Genomic DNA, 22,777 nt, shown 5'->3' with positions numbered 1-22,777 from the left:
CTGTCGGTCGGATGGGGATGGACGGGCTTGCTTCAACGTTCCAGCACATAGGTTCCCGGTGCCTCGGCCAGCGGTGGGTAGGCCGCCGCGCCCAGCGCCGGCGGCGCTACCGGCTCGCCAGAGCGCTGCTCCAGCCAGGCGCACCAGGCCGGCCACCACGAGCCCTCCTGCCGCGGCGCCGTGGTCAGCCAGTCGTCCGGTGGCTGATAGGCGCCGCCCGCGGGGCGCGTTGCCGACTGGTAGCTGCGGTGCGGGTGGCCCGGCTCGCTGACGATGCCTGCGTTGTGGCCACCGGAAGTCAGCACGAAGGTGAGTTCCGCCGCAGTCTCGTAATGCAGTTTGTACACTGAGCGCCAAGGCGCCACATGGTCGGTTTGCGTACCTACGCAGAAGATGGGCAAATGGATATCGCTTAGCGCGACCGGCTTGCCGTCCACCGGGTAGCGTTCCGAAGCCAGGTCGTTTTGCAGGAACAGCCAGCGCAGATACTGCGAATGCATCTTCGCCGGCATGCGCGTGGTGTCGGCATTCCAGGCCATCAGGTCGTTCATCGGCTCGGCATCGCCCATCAGGTATGCACCGACCATGCGCGACCACAACAGGTCGTAGGAGCGCAGCATCTGGAATGCTCCGGCCATCTGTCCCGCGGTGAGGTAGCCGGTGCGCGCCATCTGGTCTTCTAGATAGGCCACTTCGCTGTCGTCGATGAACAGTGCCAGCTCGCCAGGCTCGCTGAAATCGGTCTGCGCGGCAAACAAGGTGAGCGACGCCAGGCGCTCGTCGCCATCGCGAGCCATCGCCGCGGCGCCGATCGACAGCAGGGTGCCGCCCAGGCAGTAGCCGGTGGCGTGGATCCTGCGTCCTGGCACGATCGCGGACACTGCGTCGAGCGCTGCGCGCAGGCCCAGGTCGAGGTAGTCCTGCATGGCCAGGTCGCGCTCGTGCTGGCCGGGGTTCTTCCATGACAGGCAGAACACGACGTAGCCCTGGTCGACCAGGTACTTGACCAGGGAGTTGGCTGGCGACAGGTCCAGGATGTAGTACTTCATGATCCATGCCGGCACGATCAGCACCGGCTCCGGGCGCACCTTGTCGGTGGTTGGGGTGTACTGGATCAGTTCCACCAGCGCATTGCGCATCACCACCTTGCCGGGAGTGACGGCGACCTCGCGGCCTACCTGGAACCGCTCCGTTCCGGCGGGCGGTTCGCCCTGCACGTAGCGGCGCACGTCGTCCAGCCAGTGCAGGTAGCCGCGGACGAAATTGGCACCGCCCTGTTCCTGGCTGCGCTCGAGCACCAGGGGATTGGTGAGCGGAAAATTGCCGGGCGAGAATATGTCCAGCCACTGCCGCGCGGCGAAGTTCACCACGTTCTGGTGATGCGGCGAAACCCCGCGTATCTCCCGGGTGGCGTCATTCCACCAGCGCTCGGTCAGCAGGAATGCTTGCTGCATCGGGGCGAATGGCCACTGCTGCCATTCGGGCGCAGCGAAGCGGCGATCCTGTTCCCTTGGCGCGATGCAGGCCTGGACGGGCAACTCGCTGGACTGGCAGGACTGCGCGACATAGCGCCCCAGCTCGGCCATTTCCTCCAAGGCCTGCCGGGTCAGCGCGAGGCGCTTGCCGGGCGACGCGGCCAGGTGCATGGCCCAGTCCAGCCAGGCCAGCGCAACCGCGGTGGGCGAGATCGACAAGGTGGTGCGGGCCAGTGCGGCGTGGACCCGCTGGTCCAAACGTGCGCCGAGGGTGGGTGATGGCAACGCAGGCGTAGCGGCAGGCATGGCATATCTCCCAATGAAGCGTCTCGGCTTCGCATGGCGAGTCGACAATCGCTTGTCGCCTTGCCGTAACGGTGGTGAATGGTGCTTGCTGCAAGGCAGCGTAACATGGCCGTTCGCAAGCCATTCGACGGTACTGAAGTTAAAGCTTCGCGGGGCCTCGTGACATGCTTGCGACATTTGGCCACGTAGTGTTGCGGCGCAAGGTGTTGCTCATCCAAGCTTAAGCGTGAGAGGCCGGGGACGGCCTCCATCCCGGTCCGGCAGGGGGACGATTGCCGGTCTTTGCGGGGTTGCCGGTCCATGTGGCCGTGCGCTCCGTTGGTGCGTGCATGAGGCGAGCATCGATATGGGTGGTCCGGCTTGGCTGTCTCGCTGCCGCGGGCGTGCTTGCCGGTTGCGTCTCCATGGCGCCCGACTACCGGGCCCCGGCACTGCCGGTCGCCGCGCATTACCCCGATGTCGAGGTTTCAAGCGGTCTCGATGCGGCCGCCACCGATTGGCAGGACTATTTCACCGATCCGCGGCTGCGGCAGTTGATCGCTCAGGCACTGGAGAACAATCGCGACCTGCGCGTGGCGGCGTCGCGAGTGGAACAGGCCCGCGCGGCTTACGGCATCCAGCGCGCCGACTTGTTTCCGGCCTTGAATGCCAGCGTGGGCGAGATTCGTGCGCGCCTTCCGGCTGGCGCCGATCCACTCGGTGTGCCGCTGTCGCTGGAGCAGTATCAGGCCGGCGCAGTGGCGTCGAGCTGGGAGCTGGATTTTTGGGGGCGCCTGCGCAATCTGAACGATGCCGCGCGGGATAACTATTTGGCTTCCAGGGCTGCGCAACGGGCCCTGGCGCTGAGCCTGATCGCCCAGGTCGCCAACGACTGGCTGAGCCTGCGCGAACTGGATGAACGCATCTTCCTGGCCCAGCAAACCATCGACAGCCGCCGCGAGACCTTGCGCATCTTTTCTCGGCGGGTCGAAGTGGGGGCTACCTCCCGCCTCAACCTCACCCAGGTGCAGACCCTGCTGACCCAGGCCGAGGCGCTGGGTGCGCAGCTGCGGCAGGCGCGCGAGGTGCAGGCGCATGCGCTGACCCTGCTGGTTGGCCAACCGCTGGAATTGCCGCCGATCGCCGAGCCGCTGGACGAGAACCGCTTGCTTGCCGACCTCAGCCCGGGCTTACCGTCAGACCTGCTGACCCGGCGTCCCGACATCCTTGCCGCCGAATACCAATTGCGGGCGGCCGACGCCAATATCGGCGCGGCGCGTGCCGCGTTTTTTCCGCGCGTCGCGTTGACCGGTGCCTACGGCAGTGCCAGTGACGAATTGAACCAGCTGTTCGATGCCGGCACCCATGCCTGGATCTTCGCGCCCAGCATTTCCTTGCCGCTGTTCGAGGGCGGCAAGCTGCGCCGCAATCTCGACTTGAACAATGCCCGTCGCGATGAGGCCGTGGCCCACTACGAGCAGACCGTGCAGGGCGCTTTCCGCGACGTGTCGGACGCCTTGTCCGCACGCCATTGGCTGGCCGAGCAGGTCGTCATCGCGCAAACGGCGCTGGACGTGCAGACCGAGCGTGCGCGGCTGTCCAAGCTGCGCTTCGATGCCGGTTCCGCCTCCTTCCTCGAAGTGCTGGACGCGCAACGCGACCTGCTCAGCGCGCAGCAGCAACTGGTGCAATTGCGCCGCGCCCTGTTGTCCAGCAGGGTCGGGTTATATGCCGCACTTGGCGGAGGCCTGCGCGAGGCGTCCACCAGCCCATCTTCCGTTTCCGGCGCGAGCCAACCATGAATCCGACTCTCAAACACCGATGGATTGCCTTGCTGGTGGTTGCCGCGCTTGCGGCCGTTGCCTGGTTGTCGTGGCAGGCGCTGCGTCCGCGCGGACCCGGCGACGGCTTCGTCAGCGGCAATGGCCGCATTGAGGCGACCGAAATCGACGTGGCCACCAAGCTGCCCGGCCGGGTGCAGGACATCCTCGTCGACGAAGGCGACTTCGTCAGCGCGGGGCAGGTGCTCGGGCACATGCAGATTCAGTCGCTGGAGGCGCAGCGGGACGAGGCGGTGGCGCGGCAGCAGCAGGCCGTGGCCGCGGTGGCCAGCGCACAAGCGCAGGTGGCCATGCGCGAAAGTGATCGCCAGACATCGCTCGCCGAGGTGGCCTTGCGCGAAAGCGAGCTGGACGCCGCGCAGCGCAGGTTTGCGCGCTCGACGACCTTGTCGCGCGATGGCGCTTCCTCGGTCCAGGAGCTGGACGACGACCGCGCCCGCGTGCGCGGCGCCGAAGCCGGATTGAATGCGGCGCGCGCCCAAGTCAATGCCGCGGAGGCGGCCGTTACCGCCGCGCGTACCCAGGTGCTGGGTGCGCAGTCCACGGTCAAGGCCGCCGACGCCACGGTGGCGCGGGTCAACGCCGACATCGACGATAGCGAGCTGACTGCGCCCCGCGACGGCCGGGTGCAATACCGCATCGCCCAGCCAGGCGAAGTGCTGGGCGGAGGCGGGCGCGTGCTCAACCTGGTCGACTTGTCGGACGTCTATATGACGTTCTTCGTGCCCGAGGCCGCCGCCGGGCGATTGGCCATGGGGAGCGAGGTGCGGATCGTGCTCGACGCGGCGCCGCAATACGTGATCCCGGCCAAGGTGTCGTTTGTGGCCAGTACCGCGCAATTCACCCCGAAGACGGTGGAGACCGCCAGCGAACGGCAGAAGCTGATGTTCCGGGTCAAGGCGCAGATCGATCGCGAACTGCTGAGCAAGCACCTGAAGCTGGTGAAGACCGGTTTGCCTGGCGTGGCCTGGATCAAGCAGGACAGCCATGCCGAATGGCCGGCTGAACTCGCTGTGCGGGTGCCCTAGCCATCATGGCCGAATCGCAACACGCTCCCGCGGCCAGCTTTGCCGGGGTCAGCCTGCGTTATCGCAAGGTGCTGGCGCTGGACGACGTCAGCCTGGATTTGCCGGGCGGCTGCATGGCCGGACTGATCGGCCCGGACGGCGTGGGCAAATCCAGTTTGCTCGCGCTGGCCGCCGGTGCGCGCAAGCTCCAGGGTGGGCGTGTCACCGTGCTTGGCGGCGATATCGCCGATGCCCGCTACCGCGCCACCGTGTGTCCACGCATCGCCTATATGCCACAGGGCCTGGGGCGCAATCTGTATCCCACCTTGTCGGTGGAAGAGAACCTGCAGTTCTTCGGCCGCCTGTTCGGCCATGGCGCCGCCGAGCGCCGGCGGCGCATCGACTCGCTGACCGCCAGCACCGGCCTCAGGCCGTTCCTGTCGCGCCCGGCCGGCAAACTGTCCGGCGGCATGAAACAGAAGCTGGGGCTGTGCTGCGCGTTGATCCACGATCCGGACCTGCTGATCCTGGACGAGCCGACCACCGGCGTCGATCCGCTTTCGCGCAGTCAGTTCTGGGAGCTGATCGCGCGCATCCGCGCGCAGCGTCCGTCCATGAGCGTGCTGGTTGCCACGGCCTACATGGAGGAGGCCGAACGCTTCGACTGGCTGGCCGCGATGGACCAGGGCCGCGTGCTCGCCACTGGCACGCCCGCCGCGCTGCGCGAACGCACCGGCGAGGCCACCCTTGAGGGGGCGTTCATCGCCCTGCTGCCGCCGGAGCGACGGCAAGGCCACCAGGCCGTCGTGGTGCCACCGCTGGCGCCGGCGGCGAATGCCGACGGGCAGGTGGCCGTGGAGGCGCGCGGTTTGACCATGCGCTTCGGTGACTTCACGGCGGTGGACCACGTGGACTTCCGCATCCGTCGCGGCGAGATCTTCGGCTTCCTTGGCTCCAATGGCTGCGGCAAGACCACCACCATGAAGATGCTCACCGGCCTGCTGCCGGCCAGCGAGGGACAGGCCTGGCTGTTCGGTCGGGAGGTGGATCCGAAGGACCTCGCCACCCGCCGTCGGGTGGGTTATATGTCGCAGGCATTCTCGCTGTACGGTGAGCTGACGGTGGGGCAGAACCTGGTGTTGCATGCGCGGCTGTTCCAGGTGCCGGCGGCGGAGATCGGGCCACGGGTGGAGGAATTGCTGCAGCGTTTCGGACTGGGCGAGGTGCGCGACAGTCTGCCCGAACGCCTGCCATTGGGCATGCGCCAGCGCTTGTCGCTGGCGGTGGCGGTGGTGCACCGGCCGGAACTGCTGATCCTCGACGAGCCTACCTCTGGCGTGGACCCGGTGGCGCGCGACATGTTCTGGCAGCTGATGATCGACCTGGCGCGCCAGGACGGCGTCACCATCTTCATCTCCACTCATTTCATGAACGAGGCCGAGCGCTGCGACCGCATCTCGCTGATGCACGCCGGCCGCGTGCTGGTCAGCGATCGTCCGGATGCGCTGGTGCAAGCGCGCCATGCGGACTCCCTCGAGCAGGCCTTCATTGCCTATCTGAAGGAAGCCAGTGCGGATGAGCCCGGCGCCGATGAAGCGCCCGCCGCCGCGCCGCCGGCCCTGCGCGAGGCGCCAACGCCGAAGCCGGTGCGGCGCCTGCGCTTCAGCGTCAGTCGGGCCCTGAGCTATGCCCTGCGCGAAACCCTGGAATTGTGCCGCGATCCGGTGCGCGCGACCTTGGCGCTGCTGGGAACGGCGGTGCTGATGTTCATCATCGGCTATGGCATTAGCCTGGACGTGGAGGATCTGCCGTATGCCGTGCTGGATCGCGACCAGACAGCGCTCAGCCAGGCCTACGCGCTCAACCTGTCCGGCTCACGCTATTTCGTGGAGAAGCCGCCGATTTCCGACTACACCGACCTGGATCGGCGCATGCGTACTGGCGAACTCGCCCTGGCGATCGAAATCCCTTCGGGCTTCGGCCGTAGCCTGGAACGAGGCGACGACGCGCAGATCGGCGCCTGGGTGGATGGCGCCATGCCCACCCGCGCCGAAACCGTACGCGGTTATGTGCAGGCGATGCATCAGGACTGGCTGGCCGACATGGCGCAGCACCGGCTCGGCTTGCGCCTGGGCGGGCCGGCAAGCATCGAAACCCGCTACCGCTACAACCCCGATGTGAAGAGCCTGCCGGCGATGGTGCCAGCGGTGATTCCGCTGCTGCTGATGATGATCCCCGCCATGCTGACGGCACTCTCGGTGGTGCGCGAGAAAGAACTGGGTTCGATCCTCAACTTCTACACCACGCCGGTGACCCGCGCGGAATTCCTGCTCGGCAAGCAGTTGCCTTACGTGGTGTTGGCCATGTTCAACTTCCTGCTGATGTCGCTGCTGGCGGTGACGGTGTTCGGCGTGCCGGTCAAGGGCAGCTTCGCCACGCTCAGCTTGGCCGCGCTGATTTTCGTGGGCTGCTCGACCAGCTTCGGATTGTTCGCCTCGACGTTCACCCGCAGCCAGATTGCGGCGATGTTCGTGACCATGATCGGCACCATCATCCCTTGCGTGCAGTTCTCTGGCCTGATCAACCCGGTTTCCTCGCTGGAGGGCATGGGCGCGGCGATCGGCGCGGTGTATCCGGCCACCCATTTCCTGACGATCAGCCGCGGCGTGTTCAGCAAGGCGCTGACCCTTGGCGATTTGGGTGGTTCGTTCTTGGCCCTGCTGCTGGCGTTGCCGGTGATCCTGGGCGCGGCGTTGCTCCTGCTCGACAAGCAGGAACGCTGAGGAGGCGGCCGGTGAGACTCGACCTGCGCACTCAATGGGCCGCGATTTTCCGCCTCGGCGTAAAGGAGCTGTGGAGCCTGATCCGCGATCCGATGATGCTGGTGCTGATCGCCTATACCTTCACGGTATCGATCTACGTGGCCGCCACGGCGTTGCCGGAGACCCTGCATAACGCCACCATCGCGATCGTCGACGAGGATGCATCGCCGCTGTCGGCGCAGATCGGGTCGGCGTTCTACCCGCCGCACTTTCGCCGTCCGGAGCTGATCACCCTGGCCGAGATGGACGCCGGCATGGACAACGGCCGCTACACGTTCGTACTGGACATTCCGCCGGATTTCCAGCGCGACGTCCTGGCGGGCAGGGCGCCGACGTTGCAGTTGAATATCGACGCCACCCGCATGAGCCAGGCGTTTACCGGCAACGGCTACATCCAGCAGATCATCAGCAGCGAGATCAATGAATTCCTGCAGCGCCATCGTGGTGATCCGGCGCCGCCGGTCGAGCTGGTGCTGCATATGCGCTTCAATCCGAACCTGGAGGAAAGCTGGTTCGGCGCGCTGATGGAGATCATCAACAACGTCACCATGCTTTCGATCATCCTCACCGGCGCCGCGCTGATACGCGAGCGAGAGCACGGTACCATCGAGCATCTGTTGGTGATGCCGGTGACGCCGTTCGAGATCATGCTGGCCAAAGTGTGGTCGATGGGCCTGGTGGTGGCACTGGCGGCACTGGTCGCCCTGGTCCTGGTGGTGCAGGGTGCCATGCAGGTGCCGGTACAGGGTTCGATCGCGCTGTTCATGCTGGCCACCATGCTGCATCTGTTCGCCACCACGTCGATGGGCATTTTCCTGGCGACGGTCGCGCGCTCCATGCCGCAGTTCGGCATGCTGCTGGTATTGGTGCTGGTGCCGCTGGAACTGCTCTCCGGCGGCACCACCCCGCGCGAGAGCATGCCCGCATTCGTGCAGGACGTGATGCTGGCCGCCCCCACCACCCATTTCGTCTCGGCGGCCCAGGCGATCCTGTATCGTGGTGCCGGCCTGGAAGTGGTGTGGCCGCAATGCCTCGCCCTGATCGGCATCGGCAGCGTGCTGTTCGGCGTTGCCCTGGTGCGTTTTCGCAAGACCATCAGCCAGATGGCTTGACGGCGGGGCCTCCGGCCGCGCAATACGTGAACAGGTGCGCATCCGCTCCGGCCTGCTGAACGCCGTTGAACCAGGACCACCTACCACGCTGCGATGCCTGGACGCCTCGAGCGTTACATGCCTACGAACACTATGTGGGAGTTCATGCCATGGAACCGCGTCGCCTTGAGGGTCACATTTCGCGGCATCGCCTGCTTCATTCGCTGGCTGCCGTCCTGGTGCTCGCCACCTGCGCCAGCATGCCGCTCGAGGCCGAGGCAGGCGTATCGATAGGTGTCGGCATCTCGGTTGGCGTTCCGCCACCGCCCTTGCCGGTCTATGTGCAGCCGGTCATTCCGGCGCCGGGTTACATCTGGGTTCCGGGCTATTGGGCGTATAGCGACGATGGTTACTACTGGGTGCCGGGCACCTGGGTGTTGCCGCCTTACGTGGGGGCGCTATGGACGCCGGGTTACTGGGGCTGGTCCGGCGGTGTCTATGTGTTCCACGCGGGCTACTGGGGGCCGCACGTGGGCTTCTATGGCGGCATCAACTACGGCTTCGGATACACCGGCGTCGGTTATGGGGGCGGCTATTGGCGCAACGGCGGCTTCTACTACAACCGCTCAGTGAATCGCATCGGCAACGTGCACGTCACCAATGTCTATAACCGCACGGTCAACAACGTCACGGTCAATCGCACCAGCTTCAACGGTGGCCAGGGCGGGCTGAGCGCGCGGCCGTCGCCACAGGAAATGGGTTATGCCCGCGAACAGCACGCGCCACCGGTGGCGGCGCAGGTGCAGCAGGGCACATTGGCCAGCCGCGATCCGTCGATGCGGGCGTCGTTCAACCATGGCGCGCCGCAAGTCGCGGCGACGCCGCAACCCGGTGTGTTCCATGGGCAGGGTGTGATGGCCGCGCACGGCGCGTCGGGCCAACCCGCGACCACCGCCGTGAGCACGCAGCGCACGGGTGCGCCGGTGCAGGCGCCACACCACAACATGGCCTTGCGATCGTCCAGTTTCGGGCCGCATGCGGCGGGCGCCACCTCGCATCCCGATGGCAATGGTGGCGGCTACTCGCCTGCGGCCAGCCATGCCGCCTACGCGCAGCACGCGGCGCCCTCGCATGGCTATCAGCCGGCCTATCATTCCCAGGCTGCCCATGCGGCTCCGGCCAATCATGCGCCGGCGGGCCATCCTCGCAGTGAGCCGTCCCATGGCGGGCAGCCGCACGAGGAGCACCGATGAGGCGATCTGGCACCCCTGCGCGCAACTAAACTAAGCGCGGTACGGCGTCATGCAGGCAAGTCCGGCGCGATGCGTTCGGCTTGCCTATCGGGATGGTCCGGCGGCTTGTTGCACCGGCACCAGCCCCACCACGTTCTGCAGAAAATCACGACTGGCGGCGAACACGTCGCCGCTGGCGTGCGAGCGTAGCGGCGAGGCGATCACATGCGCGTCGGCATCGACAAAGTCCTGCTTGCGCTTGAGTGTCGGTGGTGTCCCCAACTCATCAAACATGGTGAGCATGGCCGCTACCGAGACGGTGGGGTCCTGGTGCTGTTCGTCGCGGTAGTAATAGCCCATGAATACCGGAGCGGTGATCCTGGCGAAGGTGCTCGGCACCATCTGCCCGCGGGTCAGGTCGGTCAGGCTGCGATAGCCGTCCAGATGGGTATCGCTGGCCCAATAGACCGAGTTGCTGTCGCCGTGCAGGATCTCGCTGCCGTGATTGCGCGCATAGCGCAGCCAGGTGCTGCCCCACGGCCATGTCATCGGCTGCAGTGCGTTGTTGCGTTCGCGCACCAGGGGCGACCACAGCACCAGGGCGTCGACCGCCTTCGGTTGCAACGCCGCCAGATCCAGCGCCAGTGCGCCGCCCATCGACGTGCCGATCACGATCACCTTGTCGCCAAGGGCGTGCCCTATCGCCAGTGCCTGCATGGATGCCTGCAGCAGTTGATCCGTCGTCAATCCGCGCAGGGCATCGGGAGAGGCCAGGCCATGGCCGGGCAATCGGCTGAGATAGAGATTGCAGCCGAAGGCATGGGCCAACTGCTGGTGCGTTGGCGCGCCTTCGCCCTGGCTGGCGCTGAAGCCATGCAGGTAGACGACGGCACATGCCGTGCGGGAGGGACGGGCCGGGTCGGCCCAGACGATGCGTGCCTGATTGTCGGGACGCAATCCCGGCGTGGCGCGTTCGTGCGCATCCACCCAGGCTTGCAGGGCGGCGGGTTCTTGCGGCACGGCGGGCAGGGGCCAGGCCGGCGGCAGCGCATGCGTATGCACGCGCGGCCCCAATAGCACGCCGGCCACCAGCGCGGCGGCCAGTACGGGCAACCATACAGAGCGAAGCTTCACGAAAATACCTCGATATCTGCGAGTGACCGTGCCCGCGCGACGGGAAGCCGTCGCTGCGCGGGCACGCCAGGTGTGATGCGGAAACGCCGGGTGCCTAGAACTTGCCCGAGATGCTCACGCCGTAGGTGCGTGGCGCACCGGGAATATAGGTCGGCAATCCAAACGTCTCACCCGTGTTGCCCGCATCGATCAGATATTTCTTGTTGGCGAGGTTGTTGCCCCAGATGCCCAGATCCCAGCGGCCATGATCGAAGGTGACGCCGGCGCGCAGGTTGAACAGGCCGTAGCCGGCTTGCACGTAATTGGGGTTGTTGTCGTCTTCGAAATAAACCTTGGAGCGCCAGGTGTAGCTCGGCCGGACATACGCCACGCGCGCGTCGTCGAGCGGGAAGTTCCACAGCAGGCCCAGTGCCACGGAGTTGTCCGGCGCCAGTCGCAGGTGATTGCCGGCGTACTGCTGCGGGTTGCCGTTCTGGTCGGTGTCGTCGAAACGCGCGTGCAGGTAGCTGTAGTTCAGGAACACGCTGGCGTTGTCGGTAAAGGCCTGCTGCAGCGAGGCCTCGAAGCCCGGTGCATGGGCCCGACCGGAGTTGACCGTGATATAGCGCCCGCCCTGCAGCACCTGGCTCTGGAAGTTGGTGTAGTTGTAGTAGAACAGCGACAGGTCATACAGGAACGTGCCGCTCGCCGCCGACCCCTTGATGCCGGCCTCATAGTTCCACAGGATCTCGGCCGGAAGCACCGCGTTGGAGTAACCGATGCCGTTGGGATTGATGTTGAACGCCAGCACATCCGGGCGGCGTCCGCGCGACACGCTGAGGTAGGCATTGGTGTCGTCGTCCACGCGGTAGCTGCCGATCAGGCGGCCGACCACCGATGTGCTGGAATTGTCGTTGGTGAGCTTGCCGTAGGTGGGGGGGAACAAGTCGTTCGGCGCGGTGATGCCATTGATGCCCAGCGGCGCGCCGGTCAGCAGCTTGCCGATTTCGGCGAGTGCGGGGCCGATGCTGGCCGCGTAGGGGCCAGTGGCGTTGAACACCTGGTAGCCCGCGGTGAGTTTTTCGCGCGACACGCGCAGGCCGCCGGTGATGTCGAACCTGTCGGTGACGTGGAAGGTGCCGTCGGCGAACAGTTCGTATGAGCGGGTGCTGCCGTAGTTTTCGTAGCCCTCGCGCTCGTCCGGGTTGAGCGGGGTGCCGACGATCGGAATCGTGCTGTACGGCTGGTTGGGCAGGAAGTTGGCGTTCAGCAGCGGCGGTACCGGGCCAAGCAACTGCAACAGGCCACCCGCGGCGGGCGAGATGCTGGGGCCGATGTTCATCAGCTGCAGCAACAGGCTGCGCTCGTCGGTGCTGAAGGGTACGGCCTGGCTGCCGTTCTCGTAGAAGTAATTGGCGCCGAGAAAACCGGTGAAGCGGCCGCCATCGTCGAAGTTGAAGCGGATTTCCTGGCTGGCCTGGTGGCTCTTGGCGTGCTCGGCGAAATTGAGCAAGTTCACCTGCGAACCGTCGGCATCGAACTGCTCGAACGAGTTGAACTTGCGCAGGCCGGTGGTGGTGGAAAGGGTCCAGCTGTCGCTCAGCGCGAAATTGCCCAGCGCAGTGAGGCCATACACCTTGCGGCGGATGCCCAGCGCGTCGCCTTCGTTGAGGTCGGCCGGGCCGAACACATCGGTCGAGCCGTTGCGGTTGGGGATGATGGCGCTGCGGAAATCATCGCCGGGAGGCGCATCGCGCTGATAATTGGCGATCAGGTCGATGCCGCTCTGCTCGCCGGTCTTGATATGCACGCTGGCGCGAATGGCCTTGGTGTCCTCGCCGTTGAGCGAACCGCCGCTGAGGTTCTTGATGTAGCCGTCGTGCTCACTGTCGTAGACGGCCACGCGGGCGTCCACGTTGGCGCCGAGTGGCGTATTGAAGTAGCCAGTAAACAGCCGGCTGTTGTAGTTGCCCAATTCGGTGGTGAAGCCACCCGAGGTGGTGTCCTGCGCCTTGTTCTGGATCAGCGAGATGGCGCCGCTCTCGGCGCCGCGGCCAAACAGCGTGCCCTGCGGGCCGCGCAGCACTTCGATACGGTCCATGTCGTACAGCGCGACCACCGAGCCGCGCGAGCGGCTGATGTCCACGCCGTCCTGGAAGATGGACACGCGCGAGGCGGCGTCGGAGGAGCCGTCGTCGGTGGTGATGCCGCGCACGGCGAAGCCGGGATTGTTTGGGCTTTGTACCTGCACCTGCAGGCCAGGCACGTAACGGCCAAGGTCTTCCACGTGCGTGATGCCCAGGGTCTTGAGGAAATTGCCGGAGTAGGCCGAGATCGAGATCGGCACGTCGACTTCCTGCTGCTCGCGCTTCTGCGCGGTCACCACGATGCGGTTGAGATTGATGGCATTGGGTGCCGAAGACACCGACGAGGCGGGCGCGGGGCCATCCCCGGCATCGTCCGGCTGGGCATGCAGCACCAGCGGGGTGCCCAGCAGCAGGCACGAAATGGACAATGACAACCAACGACGGCGCGGCATCGGCGCGCAGCCAGCAATCTGGATCGGCATGTTTTCCCCTTGGATAACGCGGCGTACGAAATTACGAGCTGGAACTAGGGCATCCATACTGCGGGGTATGTATGACGATCTCGTTGCATGCCGAACGCGCCCGCTCACCTGCACGGCATGAGCAGGTACGACGAGGATCAACAACAGGCGTGGTGCGTACGCGGGCCTTGCGGGGTTCAGCCCAATGCCAGGCCGCGCAGTTCGGTGCCTTCCGGCGCAACGCGCAGCACGGAACCGTGTTCGTACCAGTCGCCCAGCACGATGCGTTCAGCCGGCTGGCCGTCCAGTTCGAAACGATGGGTGGCCGGTCGATGCGTGTGGCCGTGGATCAAGCGTGTCACGCCCGCCTTGCGCATGCTGTCGGCGACAGCCTCCGCGTTGACGTCCATGATGGTTTCCATGGTGCTGCCGGTGTGCGCCTTGCTGTCCTGGCGTGCCTTGGCTGCGAATGCGCGGCGTGCCTCCAGTGGCATGGCCAGTATCTGCGCCTTCCACTCGGGCGTGCGTACCTGCTTGCGCACGGTCTGGTAGGCGATGTCGTCCGTGCATAGCACGTCGCCGTGCATCAGCAGGGTGGGGCGGCCGTAGAGGTCGTGCACGGTGCCGTCGTCGAGCAGCGTGAAGCCGGCACGCCGGGCGAAATCTTCACCGAGCAGGAAATCGCGGTTGCCGACCATGAAGTACACCGGCACGCCACGGTCGCGCAGCGCATGCGTGGCGCGCGCGATCCGCGCCGGCAGTTCGGCATCGTCATCGTCGCCGATCCATGCCTCGACCAGGTCGCCGAGGATATAGACCGCGTCCGCCGAGCGTGCTTCATCGCTCGCCAGGAAATCCTCGAACAGGCGGGTAATCTGCGGTCGGCTGTCGTCCAGGTGCAGGTCGGCGATGAACAGCGTGGCCATCGACGCTCAGCCCTTGCCCTTGCTGGCCGGCTTGTCACTCTTCGCCGGCGCGCTGGCGGGCTTGGCGGCCGTGGCGGCCGGCGCGGGCGCTGCCGTTTCTTCGCCGACCACGTTGGCGCTTTCGATCACCACCAGCGGATTGGGCACATCGCCGGCGAAGGGACCGAGGCCACGGGTGGGCAGCCCGGCGATCTTGTCGACCACTTCCATGCCCTTAGTCACCTTGCCGAAGACGGCGTAACCCCAGGTCAGGCCGCTCTGGTTGCCGACGAAGTCCAGGCGACGGTTGTCGACCAGGTTGAAGAAGAACTGCGCCGTACCCGAATTGGGGTCGGCGCCACGCGCCACCGCGATGGTGCCGCGCAGATTGGACAGGCCGTTGTCCGCCTCGCTGGGGATGGCCGAGCGCGTGCGCTTGGGCTGCAGGTCGCGGGTGTACAGGCCGCCCTGTACCAGGTAGCCCAGGATGGCGCGATGAAACACGGTGCCACTGTAGAAACCGTCGCGCACGTATTGCAGGAAGTTGGCGACGCTCTTGGGGGATTTGTCGGGGTACAGCTCCAGCGTGATATCGCCCGCCGAGGTGTGCAACACCACCTGCGGATGCGGCGGCGTGGTGGCCGTGGCCGGCGTGGCGGCAGGCTTGGTGGCCTGCGCGAACAGCGCGAGTGGCGAAATCAGCAGGATGGCGGCAAGCAGGATTCGGGACATGGCGGGTCGGGCGGCGTGGGGCATCGGGACATCATACGCGGCGAAGGCGCGGCGTGGCTCAGGAGGGATGGACTTCCAACAACAGGCCCAGTTCGTTCATGGGGGCCTGTTCCTGTTCCAGGTCCGCTTCGCTGAGCGGATGCTGCTCCAGCCAGGCGGACGGCAAGGTCAGGCGCATGCGATGGGTGGTGGCCGCCAGATGCATCTGCGGCAGTGATTCGGCGCGGCGCGCACGGCGGAACAGCACGGCCACGCGCAGCAGGGCGGTGATGTAACGCGCCAGCTGGCGATAGCGCTGGGGCAGGGCGGAGAAGGTGGCCTTGTCGGGCTTGCGCCGGTGCGCTTCGACGATGGCGGCCAGCAGTTGCTGTTCCTGCCGCGAGAAGCCGGCCAGGTCGGCGTGGCGCAGGATGTAGGCGCCGTGATGATGGTGCTGGCTGTGCGCGATGGCCAGGCCGATCTCGTGCACGCGGGAGGCCCACGACAGCCATTCGCGCGCTTCGCCGTCGAGTTTCCAGGAACGCGCCACCTGGTCGAACAGCATCAGCGCCGTCGATTCGACGCGGCGCGCCTGGGCCCGGTCCACGCCATAGCGGTTGGCCAGCGCATCGATGCTGGCGGTGCGCGGATCGCTGCCGCCGGCGCGGCCGATCAGGTCCCACAGCAGGCCTTCGCGCATCGAGCTTTCGCACACGCGCATGCGCTCGATGCCAAGCGCCTCGAAGGCGGCCTCGAAAATGACCACGCCACCGGCGATCACCGGCGCCCGGTCCTCGGCCAGGCCAGGCAGCTTGAGGGTGCTGATCTGGCCCTGCATCAGCAACGCATCGCGCAGCGCGGCCAGCGCGGCCGGCGTGATGCCGTCGTCGGAGAATTTCATGGCCTGGACGACGGAGCCGATGGCCTTGGCCGTGCCGGAGGAGCCATAGGCTTCGAGCCAGCCCGACTCGCGGTAATCCTCGGAAAACTGCTGCAGCAGCACGCCGATCTCATTGTTGGCGCGCTGCCAGCGCTTGCGGTTGAGCTTGCCGCCCGGGAAAAAGCGCAGGGTGGAGGCGATGCAACCGGCCTGCACGCTTTCGGTGTGCATCGGGGCAAAGCCGCGGCCGATGATGAATTCGGTGCTGCCGCCGCCGACGTCGATCACCAGGCGGCTTTCACGCGAGGCGGGCAGGTCGTGGGATGCGCCCAGGAAGATCAGGCGGCCCTCCTCGCGGCCGGACACGATTTCCACCGGATGCCCCAGGGCGGCCTCGGCGGCGGTGAGGAAGGTCTGCGGCGACGCCAGCCGGCGCACGGTGTTGGTCGCCACGGCGCGAACACGGATCGATGGCACGCCGGCAATGCGTTGCCCGAAACGGGCTAGGCAGTTGAGTGCGCGGGCACGATGCTCCGCATCCAGGGTGCCATCGGCACGCAGGCCGGCAGCCATGCGCACGGTCTCGCGCAGGCGGTCGATCACCCGCGGCTCGCCGTGTTCCACCCGGGCGACCACCATGTGATAGCTGTTGGAACCCATGTCCACGGCAGCGATCAGTTCGCCGTCCTTGATCTGGGTCTGATCGCCTTGGCTCATGCGGGGCTCGTGTCGGGCTGCAAGGTGGCGATTCTCTCATGCCGGTGGCATGCCGCGAAGCCGCGCGTGCTGCTACGGGACCAGTTTGCTGAGCAACGTCTGCTGCGCGCTATGGGGCGGTGCATCACCCGGCCGGGCCCGCGTGTAGCGTCCCGTGCTGTCCAGCAGCCACGCCTCGGTGTTGTCGGCGAGGTAGTTCGCCAGTGTTTCGTCGTAGACGCGCCTGGCCAGCAGCGGGTCCAGGATGGGGAATGCGACCTCGATGCGACGCATCAGGTTGCGCTCCATCCAGTCCGCGCTGGCGCAGTAGATTTCCGGCGCGCCGTCGTTGCCGAACCAGTACACGCGGCTGTGCTCCAGGAACCGGCCGACGATCGAGCGCACGCGAATGCGCTCGGAGATGCCGGGCAGGCCAGGGCGAAGCGTGCAGGCGCCACGGACGATCAGGTCGATCTCCACGCCGGCTTGCGAAGCGCGGTACAGCGCCTGGATCACATGGGCTTCGTTGAGCGCATTGAGCTTGGCCACGATGCGTGCCGGGCGACCGGCTTCCGCATGGGCGGTCTCGCGCTCGATCTTCTCCAGTACGCTGCGGTAGAGCGTGAAGGGCGAATGCAGCAGGTGCTGCAGATGGATTACCGGCCCCAGGCCGGACAATTGCTGGAAGACCTTGTGCAGATCCTCGCCGATGCCCGGATGCGCGGTCATCAGGCCGATATCGGTATAGGTGCGGCTATTGGCCTGGTGGTAGTTGCCGGTGGACAGATGCACGTAGCGGCGCAGCGCGTTGTCCTCGCGGCGCACGATCAACAACATCTTGGCGTGGGTCTTGTAGCCCACCACGCCATAGACCACCTGCACGCCGGCCTCCTGCAGCCGCGTGGCGAGGCGGATATTGGCCTCCTCGTCGAAGCGCGCGCGCAATTCGATCACCACGGTGACGTCCTTGCCGTTGCGCGCCGCCTCCACCAGCAGGTCCACCAGCGGCGTGTCGACGCCGGCACGGTACAGCGTCTGCTTGATGGCCAGCACGGCAGGGTCTTGCGTGGCCTGACGCAGCAGGTCGACCACGGCGGCGAAGGATTCGTAAGGGTGATGCATCAGCACATCGCGCTGGCGCAGCACTTCGAATTTGCAGCGGCTGGCGTCGAAGGCCGCAGGCAGCTTTGGAATGAAGCGAGGGAACTTCAGCTCGGGTCGGTCCAGCCCATCGTAGATGGTGCCGGCGCGGATGATGTTGACCGGGCCATCGCAGCGATAGACGTCGGTTTCCTCCAGCTCGAAGTGGGCGATGAGCATGGAGACGATCGCCTTGGGGCAGTCGTTGCCGATCTCCAGCCGCACCGGGCGCGCGTAGCCACGGCCAATCAGCTCCTCGCTGAGCGCGCGGGCCAGGTTGTCGACCTCGGCCTCTTCCACCATCAATTCGCTGTTGCGGGTGACGCGGAACTGGTACGAGCCGGCCACCTTGAAGCCCGGGAACATCTGATCGACGAAGCCCTGCAGCAGCTCGGCCAGGAAGACGTAATGCGCGCCGCCGTCACAGACTTCATCGGGCAGGCGGATGACGCGCGGCAACGAGCGCGGCGCACGCACCAGCGCCATGTGACCCTCGCGGCCGAACGCATCGCGGCCCTTCAGCACCACCGCAATGTTCAGCGTCTTGTTGAGAATGCGCGGGAACGGATGCGCCGGGTCCAGTCCCAGCGGCGACAGCACCGGCAGCACTTCGTTTTCGAAGTAACCCTGCAGCCAGCCACGCTGGCGGCGGGTCCAGTGCTCGCGGGTGAGGAACTGGATGCCTTGCGCGGCGAGCTGCGGTCCGAGTTCCTCGCGCCAGGTCACATACTGCTCGGCGACCAGGTCGAGCACGCGATGGCGAATACGCGTCAGCAGTTCGCCGGAGGAGATGCCATCCGGTCCCGGCGCGGCCGAGCCGAACATGTGATGGTGCTTGAGCATCGCCACGCGCACCTCGAAGAATTCGTCGAGGTTGTTGGCGACAATGCTGAGGAAGCGTAGCCGTTCCAGCAGCGGTATGCGTGCGTCGCGCGCCTGGGCCAGTACGCGGAAGTTGAATTCGAGTGCGGCCAGCTCGCGACTGAAGTACAGCTCGGGGGCGGCCTGATCGGCGATGGGCGAAGGGGTGGCAGGTTTACGACGCATCCCGCCATTCTGGCCGATGCGGCGATTGGATACATGGCGCAGTGCCGCGTAGCGTGACGTCCGTTCAGCAGCCGGTGCCGCGAGGGCGCGGTCGCACCCCGTTGGCGACGCCTTATTCCGGTTCGCCGGGCGCCAGCAGCCGCTCGTTGCTGAACCAGCAGGCGAAGGTGGAGCCCTGGCCTGGTTCGCTCTGGATATCCAGGCGCGCCTGGTGCAGGTTCAGCACGTGCTTGACGATGGAGAGGCCAAGCCCGGTGCCGCCGCTTTCGCGGGAACGGCTGGACGACACGCGATAGAAGCGCTCGGTGAGTCGCGCCAGGTGCGAGGCGGGAATGCCGTAGCCGGTGTCGGTGACCGAATACACCGCGCCATCCGGCGTACGCCGCCAGCGAATGGTGATGTGGCCGCCGGTGGGCGTGTAGCGCACGGCGTTGCTCACCAGATTCGACAGCGCGCTGTGCAGATCTTTCGGCGAGCCGAGCAGATCGACTTCGGCGGTGTTTTCCAGGGTGATCTGGTGGCGCCCCTGGCTCAGGGCCTCGGCTTCCTTGCGCATCGAGACCAGCAACGGCGTCATCTGTACGCGCTCTTCCGCGACATGGTCCTGGGTTTCCAGGCGCGACAGCGTGAGCAGGTCCTCGACGATCTGGCCCATGCGCTTGGATTGAGCACGCATCTCGTTGATCACGGGCGCCAGTTCGGGCACGTCTTCCGGATCGATCAGTTCGAGATAGCCGTGGATCACCGTGAGCGGCGTGCGCAACTCGTGCGATACGTTGGCCACGAAATCCCGGCGAATCTGCTCCAGCCGCGTGAGGTGGCTGATATCGCGGGCCAGCAGCAGGCGCTGGCGACGACCGAACGGCAGCAACGTCACGTTAATGTGGCGATTGGGATGGCCGGGCGCGGTGACGTCGTTGAGCGGTTCGCGCGCGCCATCCTTGAGCCAGCCGGCGAGCTCGGTGGCCCCCAGGCGTTCTTCCAGGTAGGCACCGCGATCCTGTGGCCGGCGCAGGCCGAGCAGGTCCTCGGCGGCGTGATTGAACCAGCGGACGTGCTGCTCGTTGTCGAGCAGCACGACCGCGTCCGGCAGACTGCCGGCGGCGCTGCGCAGGTCGCGCAGACTGGAAGCTATGCGGCGGGAACGCGTCATGAAACGGTCATGCTGAAGGGAATTCACCGGGGAATTTTGCGTCATCATGAATGGCGCTTGATGACGGATTCGGGACAGCAGCAAGACGATTTCCGCGATGGCCACCACGGCGGTGCCGGTGGCGACATGGCCGCCCGCTAGCCAGCCGACGACGGCGCCCGCAAGCAAGCCGGCGGCAAGTGCGGCCGGCAGCATCCAGGAGCGGTCGAAGGTGTTTTGCATAGGGAGATCAGTCAAAAGTGCCGGGCTGGCGGTGCGCCAGCATCGGCAAAAGCCTGAGCTCCCGCAATAGCGGCAGGAGCGTCAGACGCTGGCGGAGAAGCGATAGCCCGCGCCGCGCACGGTCTGCACCATGTCATCGAGCTTCCATGGCTCCAGCGTCTTGCGCAGGCGGCGGATGTGCACATCCACGGTGCGTTCTTCCACGTACACGCTGCCGCCCCACACATGGTCGAGCAGCTGCGCGCGCGAGTAGACGCGTTCCGGATGGGTCATGAAGAAATACAGCAGTCGGTATTCGGTGGGGCCGATGGTCACCGGTTCGTCACCCGCAAACACGCGATGGGCCGGGCCGTCGATGCGCAGGCCACCCAGTTCCACCATGCCTGAACCATCGTCGCCCTGGCTGCGGCGCAGTACCGCCTTGATGCGGGCGACCAGTTCGCGGGTGGAGAAGGGCTTGATCACGTAGTCGTCGACACCGGCCTCCAGGCCGTTGACGCGATCCATTTCCTCGCCGCGCGCGGTGAGCATGATGATCGGGATCTCGCGGCTCAGCTCCTCCTTGCGCAGGCGGCGGGCCAGATCCAGGCCGCTGGTGCCGGGCAGCATCCAGTCGAGCAGGATCAGGTCCGGCACCTGTTCGGCGATGGCCAGCTGGGCGGCGCGCGCATCGGCGGCGTGAATGGCGTCCATGCCGGCCTTGCGCAGGGCAAAGGCGACCATGTCGCGGATCGATGCTTCGTCTTCGACGATCAGGATGCGTTTGTGCACGCGTAAAATCCGCTGGGGGAGGGGCTGTGACGCAAATATTGCAGCGTTCCAATGTTACGCCGCGATGACATTTCACACTGCCGCCACATCAAGGCTGCGGCGCGTCTCCTCCCGGGCGGAGATTAACGCCCGTTCCCGCTGGCGCTGAAGCAGAACCTGCCCTGGCAATTGGCACTATTTTGCAGCGGCTGCTGGCTGCGCCCGTCCGGGTTGTCGTCGGTCTGGATCTTGCGCTTGCGCAGTTCCATCACCAGCGGGGTCAGGTCGTTGATGCGGGCCTGGATGCGGGCACGGGCGTAGTAGTCCAGATCCGGGCGCTGCAGCAGCCGCTTGAGCTGCTCCATGGCATCGAACGGGCGGCCGGACAGGTAGGCCGCATCGGCGAAGGCCTCGCCCGCCCGGATCGGATCGCCAGCCTTGGTGCTGGCGCGTGCGTACGACTGGTACAGCTCGGGCTCGTCGTTATTGTCCAGCATCGGCTGCAGCATGGCGGCCGCCTGCCTGGCCTCGTCCGCGGTGCCGCCCTCGGTGAGCGCGGTGGCATAGCCCAGTGCGATGGCGTGATTGCGCGGGGATTGGGTGTTCAGGTCGGCATACATGGTCAGGGCCTCGGCGCGGCGGCCCGCCTGGAGCTTGGCGTCGGCCATGGCCAGGCGCAGCACCTGGCTGTCCGGATGCGCCGTCAGCAGCGGCTGCAATTCGTCGACGGCCTTGGCGCCGCGGTTGCTGCGGATCAGGGCCAGCGCGTACCCGTAATGGTTGGACGGCGTGTTGAAGCCGTGATTCGTCTGCAGGTTGGAGGCGTAGTAGGTGGACAGCTGGCCGGCATCGCCGGACAGCACCCGTACCCGTTCGCGCATCAGCAGGTAGGTATCCAGGTCGCCCTTGCGGCTGGCCAGCAGGGCGGTGGGGTCTTTCACGTAGGGAATCGGTGCTGTGCTTTTTTCCCACTGGCTCTTGTCCAGGGTGGACCCCGAGGGACGCTGCTTCTGCTGGTTCAGCAGGGCGACGGCGCGCGCCTTGGCGTCGCTGATGCGCGCCTCGTTGACCGGGTGATCCTGCAGCAGTGCGGGAACGCCGCCCAGGTCGCCGCCCGAGCCGACGCGCATGGTGTCCTCCATGCGTTCGAAGAACGAGGCCATGGCGTTGGGGTCGTAGCCGGCGTTCGCCAGCGTCTGGATGCCCGCGCGGTCGGCCTCGGTCTCGTCCTTGCGGGTGAAGTTGATCTGGCGCTGCATCAGCGCGCCCTGGCCACCCAGCAGGATGGCGCCGGCCGCATCGCCGGCACCCGCGCCGGCGCCGGCGGCGAGGGCGCCCAGCAGGATCAGCGCCATCAGCGGCGTGTCCTTTTTGGAGGCCTCGAAGGCGCGTTCCAGGTGGTTCTGGGTGATATGGCCGATTTCGTGGGCCATCACGCCGGCCAGCTCGCTTTCGCTGTTGGTGATGATGATCAGGCCCGAGTTCACCGCGATATAGCCGCCGGGGGCGGCGAAGGCGTTGATGACCGGGTCCTTGGCGATGAAGAACTGGAAATGTTCCTTGGGCTTCTCGCTGCCGGCCACCAGGCGATAGCCCAGGTTGTTGATGTAGTCGTCGAGCATGGGGTCGTCCACCACCATGTCGAGCGCCCGCATCTGGCGCAGCATGGCCGCGCCGTAGTCCTGCGCCTCCTGGGGGGAGATCAGCGCGTTGGCCGAGCTGCCCAGGTCGGGCAGGCGTACGTCCTTGTCCTGGGCGCTGGCGCTGAGCGTCAGGCCGGCGCAGAGCAGCGCCGTCAGCAGGCGGGTGGGCGACAGGCGGCTCATTGGCGTCCTGCCTGCGGGGTGTGCTTCGACATG

General features: G+C 66.3%; 15 protein-coding genes. 5 read left to right on the top strand and 10 right to left on the bottom strand.

Going from position 1 to position 22,777, the window contains the following annotated elements; all coding sequences use genetic code 11:
* Nucleotides 1-32: 32 nt before the first annotated feature.
* Nucleotides 33-1,781, bottom strand: coding sequence for an alpha/beta fold hydrolase (locus MJ606_RS10465; RefSeq protein WP_243049456.1), 1,749 nt, complete (start codon nt 1,779-1,781; stop codon nt 33-35).
* A gap of 329 nt (nt 1,782-2,110) precedes the next feature.
* On the opposite strand from MJ606_RS10465, the gene MJ606_RS10460 reads away from it, so the two are divergent.
* From MJ606_RS10460 to MJ606_RS10440, 5 genes are all read left to right on the top strand, one after another.
* Complete coding sequence (locus tag MJ606_RS10460; RefSeq protein WP_243049455.1) at nt 2,111-3,562, top strand: efflux transporter outer membrane subunit; 1,452 nt, start codon at nt 2,111-2,113, stop codon at nt 3,560-3,562.
* The gene (locus MJ606_RS10455) at nt 3,559-4,629 is read left to right on the top strand and encodes an HlyD family efflux transporter periplasmic adaptor subunit (RefSeq protein WP_243049454.1); all 1,071 of its coding nucleotides are present in this window, start codon (nt 3,559-3,561) and stop codon (nt 4,627-4,629) included. Before MJ606_RS10460 ends, MJ606_RS10455 begins: the two co-directional genes overlap by 4 nt.
* A gap of 5 nt (nt 4,630-4,634) precedes the next feature.
* Nucleotides 4,635-7,391 carry a ribosome-associated ATPase/putative transporter RbbA gene (gene rbbA, locus MJ606_RS10450; protein ID WP_243049453.1) on the top strand — a complete coding sequence of 919 codons (2,757 nt, stop codon included), beginning with the start codon at nt 4,635-4,637 and terminating at the stop codon, nt 7,389-7,391.
* An 11-nt stretch (nt 7,392-7,402) separates the two neighbouring features.
* A complete protein-coding gene (locus MJ606_RS10445; RefSeq protein WP_243049452.1) occupies nt 7,403-8,542 on the top strand; it encodes an ABC transporter permease in 1,140 nt (379 codons plus the stop codon).
* A 149-nt stretch (nt 8,543-8,691) separates the two neighbouring features.
* Nucleotides 8,692-9,774, top strand: coding sequence for a YXWGXW repeat-containing protein (locus tag MJ606_RS10440; RefSeq protein WP_243049451.1), 1,083 nt, complete (start codon nt 8,692-8,694; stop codon nt 9,772-9,774).
* 84 nt (nt 9,775-9,858) lie between these two features.
* Here MJ606_RS10440 and MJ606_RS10435 read toward each other — a convergent pair whose 3' ends face one another.
* The 9 genes from MJ606_RS10435 to MJ606_RS10395 form a co-directional block, all read right to left on the bottom strand.
* The gene (locus MJ606_RS10435; protein ID WP_243049450.1) at nt 9,859-10,887 is read right to left on the bottom strand and encodes an alpha/beta hydrolase; all 1,029 of its coding nucleotides are present in this window, start codon (nt 10,885-10,887) and stop codon (nt 9,859-9,861) included.
* A gap of 94 nt (nt 10,888-10,981) precedes the next feature.
* Nucleotides 10,982-13,435, bottom strand: a complete 2,454-nt coding sequence (locus MJ606_RS10430; RefSeq protein ID WP_243049449.1) for a TonB-dependent receptor — start codon at nt 13,433-13,435, stop codon at nt 10,982-10,984.
* A 176-nt stretch (nt 13,436-13,611) separates the two neighbouring features.
* Nucleotides 13,612-14,340 carry a UDP-2,3-diacylglucosamine diphosphatase gene (locus MJ606_RS10425; RefSeq protein WP_243049448.1) on the bottom strand — a complete coding sequence of 243 codons (729 nt, stop codon included), beginning with the start codon at nt 14,338-14,340 and terminating at the stop codon, nt 13,612-13,614.
* Between the two features lie 6 nt (nt 14,341-14,346).
* Nucleotides 14,347-15,051 carry a peptidylprolyl isomerase gene (locus MJ606_RS10420; RefSeq protein WP_243049447.1) on the bottom strand — a complete coding sequence of 235 codons (705 nt, stop codon included), beginning with the start codon at nt 15,049-15,051 and terminating at the stop codon, nt 14,347-14,349.
* 58 nt (nt 15,052-15,109) lie between these two features.
* Nucleotides 15,110-16,627 carry a Ppx/GppA phosphatase family protein gene (locus MJ606_RS10415; protein WP_243049446.1) on the bottom strand — a complete coding sequence of 506 codons (1,518 nt, stop codon included), beginning with the start codon at nt 16,625-16,627 and terminating at the stop codon, nt 15,110-15,112.
* Between the two features lie 72 nt (nt 16,628-16,699).
* Entirely contained in the window at nt 16,700-18,793 is a 2,094-nt protein-coding gene (ppk1, locus tag MJ606_RS10410; protein WP_243049445.1) for a polyphosphate kinase 1, read from the bottom strand.
* A 112-nt stretch (nt 18,794-18,905) separates the two neighbouring features.
* Entirely contained in the window at nt 18,906-20,168 is a 1,263-nt protein-coding gene (gene phoR, locus MJ606_RS10405) for a phosphate regulon sensor histidine kinase PhoR (protein ID WP_243049444.1), read from the bottom strand.
* A gap of 81 nt (nt 20,169-20,249) precedes the next feature.
* Nucleotides 20,250-20,939 carry a phosphate regulon transcriptional regulator PhoB gene (gene phoB / locus MJ606_RS10400; RefSeq protein WP_243049443.1) on the bottom strand — a complete coding sequence of 230 codons (690 nt, stop codon included), beginning with the start codon at nt 20,937-20,939 and terminating at the stop codon, nt 20,250-20,252.
* A gap of 122 nt (nt 20,940-21,061) precedes the next feature.
* Nucleotides 21,062-22,744, bottom strand: a complete 1,683-nt coding sequence (locus MJ606_RS10395) for a M48 family metalloprotease (protein WP_243049442.1) — start codon at nt 22,742-22,744, stop codon at nt 21,062-21,064.
* Nucleotides 22,745-22,777: the final 33 nt, after the last annotated feature.

Origin of the sequence: Dyella sp. RRB7 (assembly GCF_022761115.1) — a bacterium.
Lineage (GTDB): Bacteria > Pseudomonadota > Gammaproteobacteria > Xanthomonadales > Rhodanobacteraceae > Dyella.
This window is presented reverse-complemented; position numbering and strand designations above follow the sequence as displayed.

Bases quoted from the DNA above. Each gene is read 5' to 3' on its own strand.
- MJ606_RS10465 (WP_243049456.1), bottom strand. From the start codon at position 1,781: ATGCCTGCCGCTACGCCTGCGTTGCCATCACCCACCCTCGGCGCACGT.
- MJ606_RS10460 (WP_243049455.1), top strand. From the start codon at position 2,111: ATGAGGCGAGCATCGATATGGGTGGTCCGGCTTGGCTGTCTCGCTGCC.
- MJ606_RS10455 (WP_243049454.1), top strand. From the start codon at position 3,559: ATGAATCCGACTCTCAAACACCGATGGATTGCCTTGCTGGTGGTTGCC.
- rbbA (WP_243049453.1), top strand. From the start codon at position 4,635: ATGGCCGAATCGCAACACGCTCCCGCGGCCAGCTTTGCCGGGGTCAGC.
- MJ606_RS10440 (WP_243049451.1), top strand. From the start codon at position 8,692: ATGGAACCGCGTCGCCTTGAGGGTCACATTTCGCGGCATCGCCTGCTT.
- MJ606_RS10430 (WP_243049449.1), bottom strand. From the start codon at position 13,435: ATGCCGATCCAGATTGCTGGCTGCGCGCCGATGCCGCGCCGTCGTTGG.
- MJ606_RS10425 (WP_243049448.1), bottom strand. From the start codon at position 14,340: ATGGCCACGCTGTTCATCGCCGACCTGCACCTGGACGACAGCCGACCG.
- MJ606_RS10420 (WP_243049447.1), bottom strand. From the start codon at position 15,051: ATGTCCCGAATCCTGCTTGCCGCCATCCTGCTGATTTCGCCACTCGCG.
- MJ606_RS10415 (WP_243049446.1), bottom strand. From the start codon at position 16,627: ATGAGCCAAGGCGATCAGACCCAGATCAAGGACGGCGAACTGATCGCT.
- ppk1 (WP_243049445.1), bottom strand. From the start codon at position 18,793: ATGCGTCGTAAACCTGCCACCCCTTCGCCCATCGCCGATCAGGCCGCC.
- phoR (WP_243049444.1), bottom strand. From the start codon at position 20,168: ATGCAAAACACCTTCGACCGCTCCTGGATGCTGCCGGCCGCACTTGCC.
- MJ606_RS10395 (WP_243049442.1), bottom strand. From the start codon at position 22,744: ATGAGCCGCCTGTCGCCCACCCGCCTGCTGACGGCGCTGCTCTGCGCC.